Raw genomic sequence first — 13,894 nt, 5'->3', positions numbered from 1 at the left:
TCAGCCCACGCGGTGCTGCCTTAACACCTCAAGTGCATCATCCACTTCGTCATGGGAAACGCTGGAAGACACGGGGGATTGGCGGGTGGTGCGAGGCTTCGCACTATCACCTACCAGTACGTACCATTCGGCTTCGGTGAGGTAGTGCTGACACCAACGACCCAGGCCGTCGGCGACTACGTCACGGCTCTGCTCGCCACCGCGAAAGCCGTGGGCCAAGTAAAGCAGGTCCTGCCGGGCGGTGCGCGCACGGGCATTGCCGCCATGCACCTTGGAAAGCGGGCAGCGCCGGTCGTAGGCCGCGTTGGTTAACGCATTAAGCCAACGCTCCAATTCATGCCCCTGAATACCGCCGTAAACTGCCACGCCTGCGCTCCCTGCCCGTTAGTGGGGGCGTTAGCCTGCCCTAATAAAGGCCAGCTGTCATCTATCTCGCGAGTTTATCTGCTCAAACCCTTGTAGCACATTGACGACGTTGACACCTATTTCTTCAACCGCATAGCCTCCCTCCATTAAAAAGGTGGTGGGTAGACCGGCTTCTGCCAAACGCTTGCCCAAGGCAATAAAGTCATCGCGCTTGAAAGTGAACGCGCTAATAGGGTCGCCTTCGAAGATATCCACGCCGAGCGATACGATCAACAGCTCACACTCATGGGTTTTGATGGCAATAAGCGCCTGCTCCAGCGTTTGCATCCAGGTGGCTACGCTGGTGCCAGGCGCCATCGGGTAGTTGAGGTTGAAGCCCTGCCCTTCGCCCGTACCGGTTTCATCGGCGTAGCCTAGATAGTAGGGAAAGGTCACATCAGGGTCGCCATGTAGCGAAGCAAATAGAACGTCGTTACGCGCATAGAAAATCTGTTGGGTGCCGTTGCCATGGTGGAAGTCGACATCCAGCACCGCCACGCGGCGTCGGCCTGCATCCAGCGCGTGCTGGGCAGCAATCGCGGCATTGTTAAAAAAGCAGTAGCCACCAAACTGGTCAAATGCAGCGTGGTGCCCCGGCGGGCGGCACAACCCAAAGCTGGGCTCTCCCGTGGCCAAGGTATATTCCTCAGCACCCAACGCGGCGTCCTTACTCGCCATGGCCGCTTCAAAGGTGCCTTCACAGATAGAGGTTTCCGCCGCAAGCGCGTAGTAGCCAAGCTGGCCACTCACCGAGAGCGGAATTTTATCCTGACGCAGGGTGCGCGCTGGCCAGATATTGGGGATCGCCTCACCGCTATGCCCGGCTGCTTGCCATGCCTGCCAGCAGGTTTCAAGGAAGCTGACGTAACTGGCGTCGTGAATCGCACATACCGGCTCAAGGCCATAGGCGTCAGGAGCGCGCACTTCGAAACCGGCCTGGCGCAGTTGTTCGAGCACCAGGTCAACACGCTCGGGGCACTCAAAGGGGCTGACAAGTGCCCCGTCATGAAGCTCCGTTCGCGCCTGGCGCAAACGACTATCCTCAGAGAAAAACGTCAGCATGTTGGCTCCTGAATAACCGGGAAAGGCGGCAGGCTCGTATAAAAACGAGCGCTTTAGCTTTACGTTAGCTTAATCCACTTCTATCGAAAGCGGCCAGCGCGTTGCCCAATGACGTTTTTGAACAGAGGTTTGCTGTTTCAACTGATACTCCGCCCGGCTGGCGGCGGCCCTATCTTCAAACGGCTGGGCGCCCAGCAGAGCAACCGGTGGGTTAGCACGGGTATAACGCGCCCCTTTGCCCGCACAGTGGGCGCGATAGCGTTTAGCGATATTGTTGGTGATGCCCACATAAGTCCCGCGTCGGCACTCTAATAAGTAAACATACCAAGGGGTTGAGGGTAACGACATCCCAGCTCCTTAGGGAGATAAATGGGCAATAAAGGCTTGCAGGGCTTCCACTGGCATCGGCTTGGCCAGTAGATAGCCCTGGAAAATATCACACTGATAGCCCAGCAGGCGCTGATACTGCTCTTCGGTCTCCACTCCTTCAGCCACGACCTTGAGCCCCAAGTGGTGAGCCATGGAGATAATCCCTTGCACAATCGCCGCATCATCGTAGCTATTGGTGAGTTCATTAATAAAGCTGCGGTCAATTTTCACCGTGCTAATAGGCAGGTCCTTAAGATAACTAAGGCTTGAATAGCCCGTACCAAAATCATCAATCGACACGCCAATATGCATACTGCGCAGGGCATGCAGCGTATCGATCGCGCCTTCAGCGTTATCCGTCAAAATACCTTCGGTCAGTTCCAGACTCAGCTGTTCAGCCGGTAGGCCGGTGGTTAGCAGGGTTTGGCGCAGCGTGGCAAGAAAATTGGAGCGCTGGAACTGGAGCGGTGAAAGGTTAACCGCCACACGTATTTTACCCAGCCCTTGTTGCGCCAGTGACTGCATATCCTGGCAAGCACGTTGGAGTGCCCACTCACTGATCGGAATAATTTGCCCGGTGGTTTCTGCCAGCGGAATAAACCGCGCGGGAGAGATAAAGCCTTTTTCCGGATGCTCCCAGCGCAGTAGCGCTTCTACACCGGCAAGCTTTCCTTCCCGATTCATTAACGGCTGGTAATGCAGTGCGAACTCTTCGCGCTCAATGGCTTCCTGGAGATCATTACGCAGCACCATGCGCTCGCTAACCGTATCGGTAAACGCGTGGGTAAACCACTCGTAGGCATTACGCCCTTGCTGCTTGGCCTTGTACATCGCCATATCGGCTTGTTGAATCAGCGTTTTTGGCTGAAGTGTATCTGGCTGGCTCATCGCGATACCGATACTCGCGGTCAGGTAAAGCTCTTGGGATTCAATACGGTAAGGGCGCGCTAACATAGGCAGCAACCGCTCCACCAAATCAACAACGTCAGACTCGTCGTTAATCGCCGTTTGCAGAATAACGAACTCATCCCCGCCCATACGGGCAACCGTATCCTCAGGCCTGACCGCATTGATAAGCCTACGGGCGACTTCGACCAACACCTGATCACCCACTGCATGCCCCAAGTTGTCGTTAATGGGCTTGAAATCATCCAGATCCACAAACAGCACGGCCAGACGCTTTTTATCCTTACCCAGCGTAGAAAACTGCTTTAACAGCATTTCCTCAAAGAATGTACGGTTAGGCAGGCGGGTCAGGTCATCATGTGAAGCATTGTGAGCCAAACGCGCCTCGTACGCTTTATGCTCGGAAATATCTTGCTGCACGCCGACAAAGTGCGTTACCTGATCGTCCTGGTCGCGTACCGGCGCTATATACAGATCATTCCAGAATAGCGTGCCATCTTTGCGGTAATTGCAGATAGTGACGTTGACGTCTTTCTGCTCATTAATACAAGCACGAATGCGTTGGATAACCGCCGGATCGCTGCCAGGCCCCTGAAGCAGGCGACAGTTTTTACCAAGGATTTCCTCCTGGCGATATCCCGTTATTAACGTAAACGCTTTATTGGCATAAACAATGGGCAAATCAGGCTGTCCAGCATCGGCGATCACAATGCCGTTAACGCTGGCTTCCACACTGCGCTCCAGGATACGCAGGCGAGACTCCTGTTGACGGGCAGCTGTCACCTCCTGAGCAATGGCATGCACCCCTTGCACGGTGTTATGCACCACCATCGGCAGATGAATAATATCCAATTGATGCAAACGACCCGCGCGGTCTTTCAGATTGAGTTCATATCGGTCAATCCCCCCTTGCAGGGCCGTTTCAATATAGGCCTCTACGCGCGTCACATCCTGTTCAGCAATAAAGAAGGTGAACGGCTTGCCGAGCATTTCCTCAACGGAGTAACCGGTCAGTGACGCGCAGGTGGCATTGGCCGTTACAAAGCAGCCCGCCTCATCCAGGGTAAATACCGCATCAGGATGATGGGTAAACAATGAGCGATAGCGCTGCTCGCTCTCCTCCAACGAGCTCCGCACCTGAAAACGCTCAACAGCCAGCGCCATCAAGCCAGCCGCTTTTTCAATTCGCACCGTATCGGCACTGCCTGGGGTGCTGGGCTTTGGGTAGTAAACTGCAATAGTGCCTACCAGTTGGCCCTCGCCACCGTAGACAGGGCTCGACCAACAGGAGGCAAGCCCCGCCTGTTTGGAAACGCCATGATAGCCCCGCCAGCGCTCGTCCTCGGCAATATTAGCGCATATCACCGTTGCCCCCTGATAGGCGGCACTACCACAAGCGCCATTATTCGCGCTGATCAAAATGCGTTGTATCGCGCTGCGATAAGCGGCGGGCAGTCGGTCTCCCGCGATGAATTCCAGGTGAGTACCTGTCTCGTTAGCCAACATGACAGAACAGATTGCCGAAGGTAACTCGCGCTCCAACATAAGACACAGACTTTCCAGCGTTTCCTTTAGGGGCTGCTCTTGGGCAATCATGTGCTGAATCGCCTGCTGGTCTTCCAATGACTGACGCGTCTGAACAAGCTCGCGGGCACGAGAAACACTGACGCTCACAACGCCAAGACTAAAAGCCAACAAACCACTAAGCAGCAAGCTGCCTAACGCAACCGCAAACGACAGCAGGTTCAATTGATGCCAGTTGTGCTGGTTACCTGGGTAGACATAAAGCACCAGGTTAATGCCGCCGGGCAAGCCGATATAGCGTGACGCCAGCGCAAGCTCTGGCGTTTCCATGCGGTCGGCAGCAAAACCAGCGGGGTGTAGCTTCATCAGCGGCATGTCATCACGATTCACTCTCACCTGGAAAGGGCCCACCTCTAGGCGCAACTCGTTTTCCAACATGGTGGCCAGGTTAAAACTGGCGAACAGGTAACGATTGTTAGCGGGAACCGGGATAACAAATACCGCTTCGTGGGGTCGGCTGGTATCCGTCATCAACATCCTTGGACGACCGAGCGGAATTTGCATCCAGGCACGTGTTTGCTCTTCCTCCAACTGCTGACGTAGCCATCGTTCCATTTCAACCGTCCGCCCCACTCCCCACTCCCAGGACAACTGCTGCTGATCAACTATCGCAATGGCGCTAATACTGGGGATGTCCCGCAGATAGTGTTGTGCGTCATTATCCAACAGGTTCACATCCCAGTCTGTGCCCATGGCGTTCAGCCGCTCCGCCATTCGTTGCATTAATCGCAAGCGGTCTTGTGTTGCCCGCTCGATATTGAGTTGAACGTTATCCAATAGATAGGCGGCTTGCTGTTGCAGCGACGTTTGTTGATAAGCGTTTAACAATAACCAGATAAAACAACTGATCGTAACGCCCCATAGCGAGGCGACGACGGTCACCCGACCTGGATTTAGACGTTGCGGTTTACCCCGTAAGCCTGCTGCCAGCATGGCGGTACCTAAAAAGCAGGTAATGACCAATGCACTCATGGGCGACGATGAGAACAGAGGAGATGCACCGCTTAGCGTAAGCCATAGTTTTCCAACCACAAAAAGGGCAAGCCCCCACAGGCTTAGCCCACCGGCTATCCATAACCAGCGCCGCCATGCGGTAGAAAGCCCCAACCAAAAGCACACCCCAATCATTAAAAAAAAGCCTGCCGACAAGCTGGTGATACGCGGCCCATTGCTGAGCCATGAGTCGCCTCGACCGCCTTCCAGGCTATTATGTACCAAGGTGTAGGTGACAACCAAAAACAGAGATAAGATACTGATAGTTCTTGTTTTTCTCCACCCCTGAAGCGACGCCAGCAGCGCAATGCCGACCAGCAGAGTGACCAGTGCTCCATCCGGCACTAGCGTTGCAAAAAATGGCCGTGTCGGCACACTGAGACCGACCACCACCCCGACGACTCCCATGCAAACGAGGGTTGCCGATATCATAAGTAGCAGGGTTTCCAACGCCAATTGGCGCGTATTTATCCGCATGGTTCTACGCCCCATCAGGCCTTGGCATTGATATCTTTCACCGTCCCAAGTGTACCCGTTCTGTGAGTGATACCAGCTCATTAAATTGCTCATCCAAATAGTCGCGATAAGTGCTCAGCGACCGATAATCAATTAATGAGCCATACTCATGTGTAATCCGATGACGTAATGGCTCGCTGGCAAGCGCGTAAGCTAACGCATCGTTCAAAACGGCAAGCTCTCCCGGTGGTGTTCCTGCAGGCGCAAACACACCTCGGTCGCTCGTATGGACCAGATCAATTCCCTGCTCACGAAGCGTAAGAACGTCCGGCAACCCAGAGAGTCGCTCACTCCCCGCTACGGCCAGTGGCACCAAGGCACCCGAGACAAAAAGAGTGCCCGCCGAGGGCAGGTTAAGCATGGCGAAATCAATTTCTCTAGCCACCAAAGCTTCTACCTCGGAGGCCGTATCAGGAAAATGAACCAACTGTACATCCGAGAGCGAGATACCGCTTTGTTCAAAAAACTGCAGCCAGAACAAGTGGTCGGTGGAGTTAGCGATAACGCCAAACTTGAGCGGGGTTGAGGAAGTCTGCACTAACGCGCCAATATCGCTGGCTTGTTGAGCCGCATGCCCTGCATACGTGGCGGGAATATTAATCGTGCGAACCAGCAGTGACACCGGCGCAAAGTCTGCATGGGAAAACGAAGCGAGCCCCGCCAGGTACGAAAGATCAATCGTTTGATGACTACCGAGCAACGTATAACCATCGGGCGAGGCATTTTTGACATACTGAGCGCCCCGCATGGCTTCACGACCGGGCATATTAACCACAAGCACTGGCTGGTCTAGATAAATTTGTGCCGTGTCAAAAATATCCCGAAACAACACATCGGTCGCCCCTCCTAAACCAAAGGGAATGACAACGGTAATTTCTCTATCCGGGTACCGATTTTCAGCAAACGTGAACGTCGTTCCCCACAATAACAACCCACTGACAAACCCTAATGTGATGCAATAACGAGCGAGTCCCCTGCCACTATATGCCATGACATCAACCCCTCGTTTTTATTAGTTAACGCATAGCTACTCTTTGCAACATAGCTTTAATTTTCGGCCGCTACCACAAAAGCAGGGATCGTTACGCCGCGGCTTGAGACGCACGACCTCAGGCGTCCCATCCACGTACCACCACCGGCTCTGCTCAAACACGAAACGCGAGTTTTCTTCAAGCATGTGCCAGCGGCCACGCTCTTTGAAATAAGCGCGAAAATGAATATAACCTTTATCAGCATCGGGGGGCGTCTCTTCGGATGCTGCTTTAACAATGATGAGAGCTTTCCACTCGGTGTTAAGGTCCGGTGATAGCGCTTCAGGGCGAGTGCTCACGTGCCAAGTGGCAAGCACGTAGTCGCATAGATTCAGCGCAAAGGCACTGTAGCGAGAGCGCATTAGCGCTTCCGGGGTAGGGGCTGGCGCGCCATCGTGGTAACGGCCACAGCATACGTCAGTCGACAACCCTGTACCGCAAGGGCAACTTTTTTCAATTAGAGACATCATAGAAAGGCTCATATATCACGGTCACTTAAGCCTAACCGATAATCCTTAAAACCGTCCTACACATGGCCTATGTTTTATTCGATTTTGGTCCCATGTTAAGCGTATAGTGGCTGAGCAAGATTTTTTTGGCTTACGGAGTACGAAACACGACCCAATATTCTTTCCAAATGCAGCGGAGGTTCTCATGAAGGTTTATAAACCCGAATGGCAGTGCACGTTTAGCGTAAACGAAGGCGCAGAAGAATCAGCCAACTGGAAAGAGCGAGTCGCCTGGCGGCTGCGGGCGATAGCCGACCGTTTGGACGGTGTTGGTCGGACGCTGAAGGTTAATTGTCATGTTTCTCCTCAGGTCAGCCAGGAGGAAATGGATACCTGCCTGGGCAAAGGGTTTGAAGTCACCCAGCAGCTATTGACCCAACTGGCGCACCAGCAGGCGTGTGAAGATGTAATGCGCAATGCCAAAGCCGAGCTTTTCGAGCATAACCATCAGCACTGAAGTGGTTCGCAAGCAGTCTCGACTTTCCACTCCGCAACGGGGTGGGAAGTTTCTTGTAGGATCACTTTATTGCTTCGTCAGCCTTGCTGATCAACATCCGAATGAACCCCTCCAGCAGCGGATTCGCCTCCCCCTTTCGGCTCACCGCCACCAGCATGGTACTGATGTCAATGTCATTGACAGGTAGAAACACGACATCTCTTCGGTTATTGGTCGTAATCGAACCGCTCACTAACGTGACTCCCAACCCTGCTCCCACCAGAGCCAACGCCGTGTGTATTTCAATCGCGTCATGGATGACCGCTGGGCGCACGCCTCTTTCGTCGAGATACGTCAGCATCTTTTGACCGAAAGGGCTACGTTTATCTTTCGGATAGAGAATGAAGGGTAATTGCTCGAAATCGCGGATGGAAAAGCTGTCGCGCTTGGCCAGCGGATGATCGATGGGCAAGGCGACCCAGAAAGGGTCATTGATGATAACCTCGTACTGCATGTCCGCCTGCCGCTCGAAGGTGCCGATGAATCGCGAGACACCGACATCGATGCGGTGCTGCCTTAATCGCTCTTCCTGATATTCCGACAGTACTTCAACAAGATCCAGATGAACCTCTGGATGCTCCTCACGGTAACTCTTGATCACGCTGGGCAATAATGAAAAAAGCGTTGAGCGGATGAAACCCACTCCCAACCATCCACCGCTCCCATTAGCCACTTGCCTAGCCTCTTGCTCCAACCGTGAAGCCTGAGCCAATAGCTCTTTTGCACGGGGATAGACGAACTTTCCCAGCGAAGTGAGCTTCATCGGCCGCGTTGCGCGATCAAAGAGCTCCCCACCCAAGACTTGTTCCAGCAGCGCGACCTGCGCACTGATAGCAGTCGGCGCCACAAAAAGCCGCTTGGCAGCCGCACTTCCGCCACCGGCATCGACCACTTCGCAGAAATAACGTATCTGTCGTAAATTCATTTTTTTTGGACTTATGTGCGCTATTCGCTGATTGATTAAAGATAATCGATTATAGACAATCAATAGACAATAGTGAAATTGTTGTCAACCTAGGAACACAATAATGATAAATAAGCATCTCGCTTCACAACTCAGTCAGTTCAGTAGCGCCTCTATCTATGAAGCGCAAGGTGCTGTCGGCGCACTCGACAGCGGTATCAAGCCTCTCTGCTCCTCCATGCGCCTTTCTGGGCCCGCGTTCACGGTCGATATACGCCCAAGCGACAATCTCATGCTGCATTACGCCTTACTGCATATTCAGCCGGGTGATGTACTGGTGGTCGATGCCAAGCGCTTCATCGAAGCGGGTCCTTGGGGGGATATTCTCACCGAGCAGGCGATCAGCAAAGGCGTTTCGGGTCTCATCATCAACGGTTCGGTCAGGGATGCCCAAGTGATAAAAACGCTGGGCTTCCCTGTCTTCTGCCGCGGCTTGAGCATCAAAGGCACCGCCAAGAAGCAGCCGGGCAGAATCAATGTTCCTATTTGCATCGGGGACACGGTCATTCACTCAGGGGACTATGTGTTTGGAGACGAGGACGGTGTCGTGGCGGTTCCGCAGCAGAATCTCGCTGCGGTGCTAGAAGCCACTGTAGAGCGCGAAAGCACTGAAGCCTCATACCGAGAAGAGATCAAGAAAGGGCGCAACACAGTCGATCTGCTCGGCCTGAAGGATACCTTGCAGCGCCTCGACCTGGTCTGAAGCCGGCGAAAACTATGTCTTTTCAGACCATGGCCATTAGACGCCAGCCACGCATCCATAACTATAAATCTATACGACAGATATAAAGAAAGAGGTTAAACATGAAAACGATAACAACCATCAGCATACTCTCCTGCCTTTCACTGCCCATGATGTTCGCCGCCCCTGCGGCAGCGGATACCTATCCAGAAAGGCCCATTTCGGCGCTCATATCCTTCGGCGCCGGAGGTAATACGGACGTGGGCGCACGTATCCTGTTTCCGGGCGTCGAGCGCGAGCTTGGCGTACCACTCAATATCATCAACCGTCCAGGCGGCGGTGGCTGGGTAGGTTGGACGCAACTGCTCAATTCACCCAGTGACGGCTACACCCTGGGATACATCAACACACCCAACTTGATCACGGGCTACTTGGACCCCCAATATCGCCGTAATGTCGACCTGGATGACTTCGAGTTCATTGCCAACCATGTCACGGACTACGGTGTTATTTCGATCAATAAAAACGAGACACGCTTCAGCAATATCGACGAGCTGGTGGAGTATGCTCAGTCAAACATATTGACAGCATCCACCACGGGGGCAAATGGTGATGATCATATCGCCATGTTGAAGATGAACCGCCACTACGATACGCAATTCGTGCCTGTACATACCACCGGCACCGCAGAACAACGTGCCGCCATTCAGGGAGGTCACGTCGATGTCAACTTCTCCAATGTGGGCGATACCAACATGGCGCATCGCAACGGTGACCTGAACATCATTGCGATCATGGCGCCGGAACGTTCGGCGTTCATTCCCGACGTTCCCACTCTTGAGGAGCTTGGCTATTCAGGCGTGATCTCTTGGTCGGCACGAGGTATCGCAGCACCAAAAGGGATCGACCCTGCTCAGCGCGAGCTGCTGGAGGCAGCATTCGTTCGCGGCATGCAGGACCCTGAGCACATGGCCAAGATGGAAGAGATGGGCCTGATGGTCGATATCCGCACTGGAGAGGCCTACCGAGAGATGCTGGAGGAAGAGGAGGAGAGCGTTCGCGCACTCGAAGGCCTGCTCGGCTGGTAGTCCGAGTCCCTGGCCGCGGCAGTTTCCCACTTCACGGCCAGCCCCATCTCACGCCGTTCTCTACAAGAATAAATTGGTGGTTTTATGAAAACGCTCCATATGGACGTGGCTATTGGGTTAGCCATGCTGCTGTTCACGATCGTGTTTTATAGTCTCACAGTGATGATGCCCGCTGACCCAGCGGTGTTCCCCAAACTCATTCTTTCCGTTTTAGGCCTGTTTTCGCTACTGATCCTCGCCTCGGGCATCTCCAAGACACGGGGCCCCCTAAAGGCAAACGTCAACTCCGCGCCCATTTTCACCCATGTGCGCGGTCCTGCCGTGACGTTTACCGCCCTGTGTATCTATTTAGCGCTCATCAGCGTACTTGGCTTCTTTACGGCCAGCTCCCTCGCCGCCATTTTTTTCATGTTTTACTTTGGCCTCAAGTCGTATGTCCAAATGTTATTCGTCCTCGTGCTGATGAATACTTTTGTCTATTTACTGTTCGTCTGGCAGCTTCGTATCTCGCTGCCTACCGGACTACTTTTATAGAGGAGAGGGATCATGACTATTGATACGACCCTGCTATTGTCGGTGCTCTCCCAGCTTACCTCTCCAGATGTTCTCCTCATGCTGGTCATTGGGGTCCTGGGGGGCATTTTCCTGGGCGCGCTGCCAGGACTGAGTGCCACCATGGGCATTGCCCTGTTAATTCCAGTAACGTTTGGAATGCAACCCGTAGCGGCGATGGTATTGCTTGCAGCCATTTATGCGTCGGCCGTATACGGGGGATCCATTACGGCGATCCTGATTCATACGCCGGGCACTCCGGCATCAGCCGCGACGGCAGTCGATGGCTATCAAATGACGCTGCATGGCGAAGGGCTCAAGGCACTGGGAACATCCACGCTCTGCTCCGTCATCGGCGGCCTAGTGAGCGTGGTGGCCCTGCTATTACTCGCGCCTCCTTTGGCACAAATTTCGCTGCGTTTCAGCGCACCGGAATATTTTCTAATCGCTATATTCGGCTTGACCATTATTGGTAGCCTCTCGAGCGATGCTCTAGTGAAAGGCCTCTCTGCCGGGCTGCTGGGTCTATTGATCAGTTTAGTAGGGGTCGATGTCATGACCGCCTACCCGCGCTTCACCTTTGGCGTGGCTGAGCTGGAGAGTGGAATTTCGTTGATTCCCGCCATGATCGGCCTCTTCTCTATCTCGCAGGTTATGATTCAGTCGGAGAAGCTGCACAGTACCCACGCCCCTAGCTCCCAAGCCCCCACGTTGAGCGGGCAGCTCTTCCCCAGCCGAGTAGAGTGGAGAAAACTGAGGCGCACGATTTCACGCTCTTCGGTCATTGGCGTAGTGGTGGGCGCCTTACCGGGCGCAGGCGGCGACGTCGCCTCATGGGTGGCGTACAACGAAGCCAAGCGCAATGCCAAACAGCCGGATCGTTTTGGCAAGGGCGAAATCGAGGGGTTGGCAGCAGCGGAAACAGCCAATAACGCCGTGACCGGCGGCGCCATGATTCCCTTACTTACGTTGGGTATCCCAGGCAGCGCGGCGACTGCCGTCATGCTGGGCGGCCTGTACATTCATGGCTTGCAACCCGGGCACGAGCTGTTCAGCGTCAATGCGCATATCGTCTATGCCATTATCGTTGGACTGCTGCTGGCTAATATATTGATGGGTATCGTCGGCTTGGCGTTGGCAAAGCAGGTTGTCAAGGTAGCGACGGTACCTTTTGCTATCCTTGCGCCGATCATCGTGATTCTGTCGGTCGTGGGTTCCTACACCATCAACAACAGCATGTTCGATGTTTATGTCATGGCCGCGTTTGGACTGCTGGGCTACCTGATGAGAAAGACCGGCTTCCCGACCGCCGCCATTGTGCTGGCCATGATTCTAGGTGCGATGGCCGAGATCGGTTTCCGTCAATCGCTGGTCATGTCGAAAGGCAACATGCTGAGCTACTATTTTGATCGGCCATTTTCACTGCTCCTCATGGGGTTGATCCTGCTGGCCCTGATCTCTCCCCTCATCCTGCGCTGGAAGCGGTACAAGGCTCAGCAGGAGGTCTAGCGCGAACCGCTCAACAGCAGCCATGGCGGGTCATCGCCATGGCTGCTCCAGCGCCTTCCCCAAACAGCCCATAAACGCCAGGCACGCCTCAAGTTCGCTTTTCTCAATATATTCATCCGGCTGATGCGCTTGAGCGATACTGCCCGGACCCAGAATAATCGTTTGTAACCCTTGGCCTTGAAATTGCCCCGCCTCGGTGGCGTAGGCCACTGCGTGGTTGCAGCACTTACCTGGCAGGTGGTCCTTGGCCAAGCGCAGTACAGCGTGGTTATCTCGGTCGGCAAGGCCTGGCACCGTTACATTCAGCGGTTCGGTCGTAATCTGTACGTCCTTGCCACGCGCCCTTAGCTCGGCACTTAACGTATCGGCATACGCTTCAAAACGCGCAAACACCTCATCAAACGTCTCGGTGGGCAGGTGGCGTATTTCCCACTCAAACTGGCACTCTCGCGCCATGATATTGATGGCCGTACCGCCCTTGATCTTGCCCACGTGGAGGCTGGTGTGGGGTACGTTGAACGCCTCATCCACTTTGCCCTCCTCCACCAACGCCGCCATGGTGTCTTCGATGAAGGTGACCAGTCGCGCTGCCACATGAATGGCCGAAGTGCCCTGGTTCACCTGACTGCTGTGCGCTTCGCGCCCTACGACGGTGGTGCGCAGATTAGTGGCGCCCTTCTGGGCCACGACGGGCTGCATGCTGGTCGGCTCACCAACAATGACGTGCGCGGTGGTTGAGTAGTGCTCGTAGAACCGTTTGATCAGCGCAGGCGCACCGACACAGCCAACCTCCTCGTCATAGGAAAAACCAAAATAGATCGGCTGCTGCAAAGGCGTTTTCACCCACGTGGGCACCATGGCAAGAGCGCAGGCAATGAAGCCTTTCATATCACAGGTGCCACGGCCGTAAAGCTTACCGTCCTGGCCGTCATGCAGGGCGAAAGGATCCGTCGACCAGGGCTGGCCTTCCACCGGCACCACATCGGTATGGCCAGAGAGCATCACCCCACCCGGCGCATCAGGGCCTATACGGGCAATCAAGTTCGCCTTGGTGCCGCAGGGGCTCATCACCCGTTCGGAGGCGGCGCCGTACTCTTCAAGATAAGCTTCGACAAATTCGATCAGCGCCAGGTTAGAGCCACGGGAGGTAGTATCGAAAGAGACCAGTTTGGTTAATAGCGCTATTGCGTCACTCATACGACTCTCATTAGTTATGCACATTGTCTCA

The 13,894-nt window shown here is 54.4% G+C and carries 13 protein-coding genes; 5 read left to right on the top strand and 8 right to left on the bottom strand.

All coding sequences use genetic code 11. From position 1 onward, the window contains the following. The 6 genes from ACT3T6_RS04685 to ACT3T6_RS04660 all read right to left on the bottom strand — a co-directional run bounded on the left by ACT3T6_RS04685 (position 1) and on the right by ACT3T6_RS04660 (position 7,336). Positions 1–366 carry a hypothetical protein gene (locus tag ACT3T6_RS04685; protein WP_193053600.1) on the bottom strand — a complete coding sequence of 122 codons (366 nt, stop codon included), beginning with the start codon at positions 364–366 and terminating at the stop codon, positions 1–3. Positions 367–423: 57 nt separating this feature from the next. After that, positions 424–1,467: a histone deacetylase family protein gene (locus tag ACT3T6_RS04680; protein ID WP_193053601.1), complete on the bottom strand. Its 1,044-nt coding sequence runs from the start codon at positions 1,465–1,467 to the stop codon at positions 424–426. 69 nt (positions 1,468–1,536) lie between these two features. Beyond that, entirely contained in the window at positions 1,537–1,815 is a 279-nt protein-coding gene (locus ACT3T6_RS04675) for a GIY-YIG nuclease family protein (RefSeq protein ID WP_087108829.1), read from the bottom strand. Positions 1,816–1,824: 9 nt separating this feature from the next. Beyond that, a complete protein-coding gene (locus ACT3T6_RS04670; RefSeq protein WP_226912061.1) occupies positions 1,825–5,796 on the bottom strand; it encodes an EAL domain-containing protein in 3,972 nt (1,323 codons plus the stop codon). 37 nt (positions 5,797–5,833) lie between these two features. Beyond that, positions 5,834–6,826, bottom strand: coding sequence for a tripartite tricarboxylate transporter substrate binding protein (locus ACT3T6_RS04665; protein WP_193053602.1), 993 nt, complete (start codon positions 6,824–6,826; stop codon positions 5,834–5,836). Positions 6,827–6,862: 36 nt separating this feature from the next. After that, a complete protein-coding gene (locus ACT3T6_RS04660; RefSeq protein ID WP_193053603.1) occupies positions 6,863–7,336 on the bottom strand; it encodes a YchJ family protein in 474 nt (157 codons plus the stop codon). A 184-nt stretch (positions 7,337–7,520) separates the two neighbouring features. On the opposite strand from ACT3T6_RS04660, the gene ACT3T6_RS04655 reads away from it, so the two are divergent. Further along, a complete protein-coding gene (locus ACT3T6_RS04655) occupies positions 7,521–7,832 on the top strand; it encodes a hypothetical protein (RefSeq protein WP_193053604.1) in 312 nt (103 codons plus the stop codon). 61 nt (positions 7,833–7,893) lie between these two features. Here the strand turns inward: ACT3T6_RS04655 and ACT3T6_RS04650 are convergent, their stop codons facing one another. Beyond that, positions 7,894–8,796 carry a LysR family transcriptional regulator gene (locus tag ACT3T6_RS04650; RefSeq protein WP_193053605.1) on the bottom strand — a complete coding sequence of 301 codons (903 nt, stop codon included), beginning with the start codon at positions 8,794–8,796 and terminating at the stop codon, positions 7,894–7,896. Positions 8,797–8,899: 103 nt separating this feature from the next. Here ACT3T6_RS04650 and ACT3T6_RS04645 point away from each other — a divergent pair, with 103 nt between their 5' ends. The 4 genes from ACT3T6_RS04645 to ACT3T6_RS04630 all read left to right on the top strand — a co-directional run bounded on the left by ACT3T6_RS04645 (position 8,900) and on the right by ACT3T6_RS04630 (position 12,666). Further along, positions 8,900–9,538 carry a 4-carboxy-4-hydroxy-2-oxoadipate aldolase/oxaloacetate decarboxylase gene (locus tag ACT3T6_RS04645; RefSeq protein ID WP_193053606.1) on the top strand — a complete coding sequence of 213 codons (639 nt, stop codon included), beginning with the start codon at positions 8,900–8,902 and terminating at the stop codon, positions 9,536–9,538. A gap of 101 nt (positions 9,539–9,639) precedes the next feature. After that, positions 9,640–10,605, top strand: coding sequence for a tripartite tricarboxylate transporter substrate binding protein (locus ACT3T6_RS04640; RefSeq protein ID WP_193053607.1), 966 nt, complete (start codon positions 9,640–9,642; stop codon positions 10,603–10,605). Between the two features lie 84 nt (positions 10,606–10,689). Continuing rightward, a complete protein-coding gene (locus tag ACT3T6_RS04635; RefSeq protein WP_193053608.1) occupies positions 10,690–11,139 on the top strand; it encodes a tripartite tricarboxylate transporter TctB family protein in 450 nt (149 codons plus the stop codon). Between the two features lie 12 nt (positions 11,140–11,151). Next, positions 11,152–12,666: a tripartite tricarboxylate transporter permease gene (locus ACT3T6_RS04630; RefSeq protein ID WP_193053609.1), complete on the top strand. Its 1,515-nt coding sequence runs from the start codon at positions 11,152–11,154 to the stop codon at positions 12,664–12,666. A 30-nt stretch (positions 12,667–12,696) separates the two neighbouring features. On the opposite strand, the gene argE is transcribed toward ACT3T6_RS04630, so the two are convergent. Continuing rightward, the gene (gene argE, locus ACT3T6_RS04625; RefSeq protein ID WP_193053610.1) at positions 12,697–13,863 is read right to left on the bottom strand and encodes an acetylornithine deacetylase; all 1,167 of its coding nucleotides are present in this window, start codon (positions 13,861–13,863) and stop codon (positions 12,697–12,699) included. Positions 13,864–13,894 lie beyond the last annotated feature (31 nt).

The organism is Halomonas sp. 72 (assembly GCF_052379785.1).
In the GTDB taxonomy this organism is placed as follows: Bacteria; Pseudomonadota; Gammaproteobacteria; order Pseudomonadales; family Halomonadaceae; genus Vreelandella; species Vreelandella citrativorans.
This window is presented reverse-complemented; position numbering and strand designations above follow the sequence as displayed.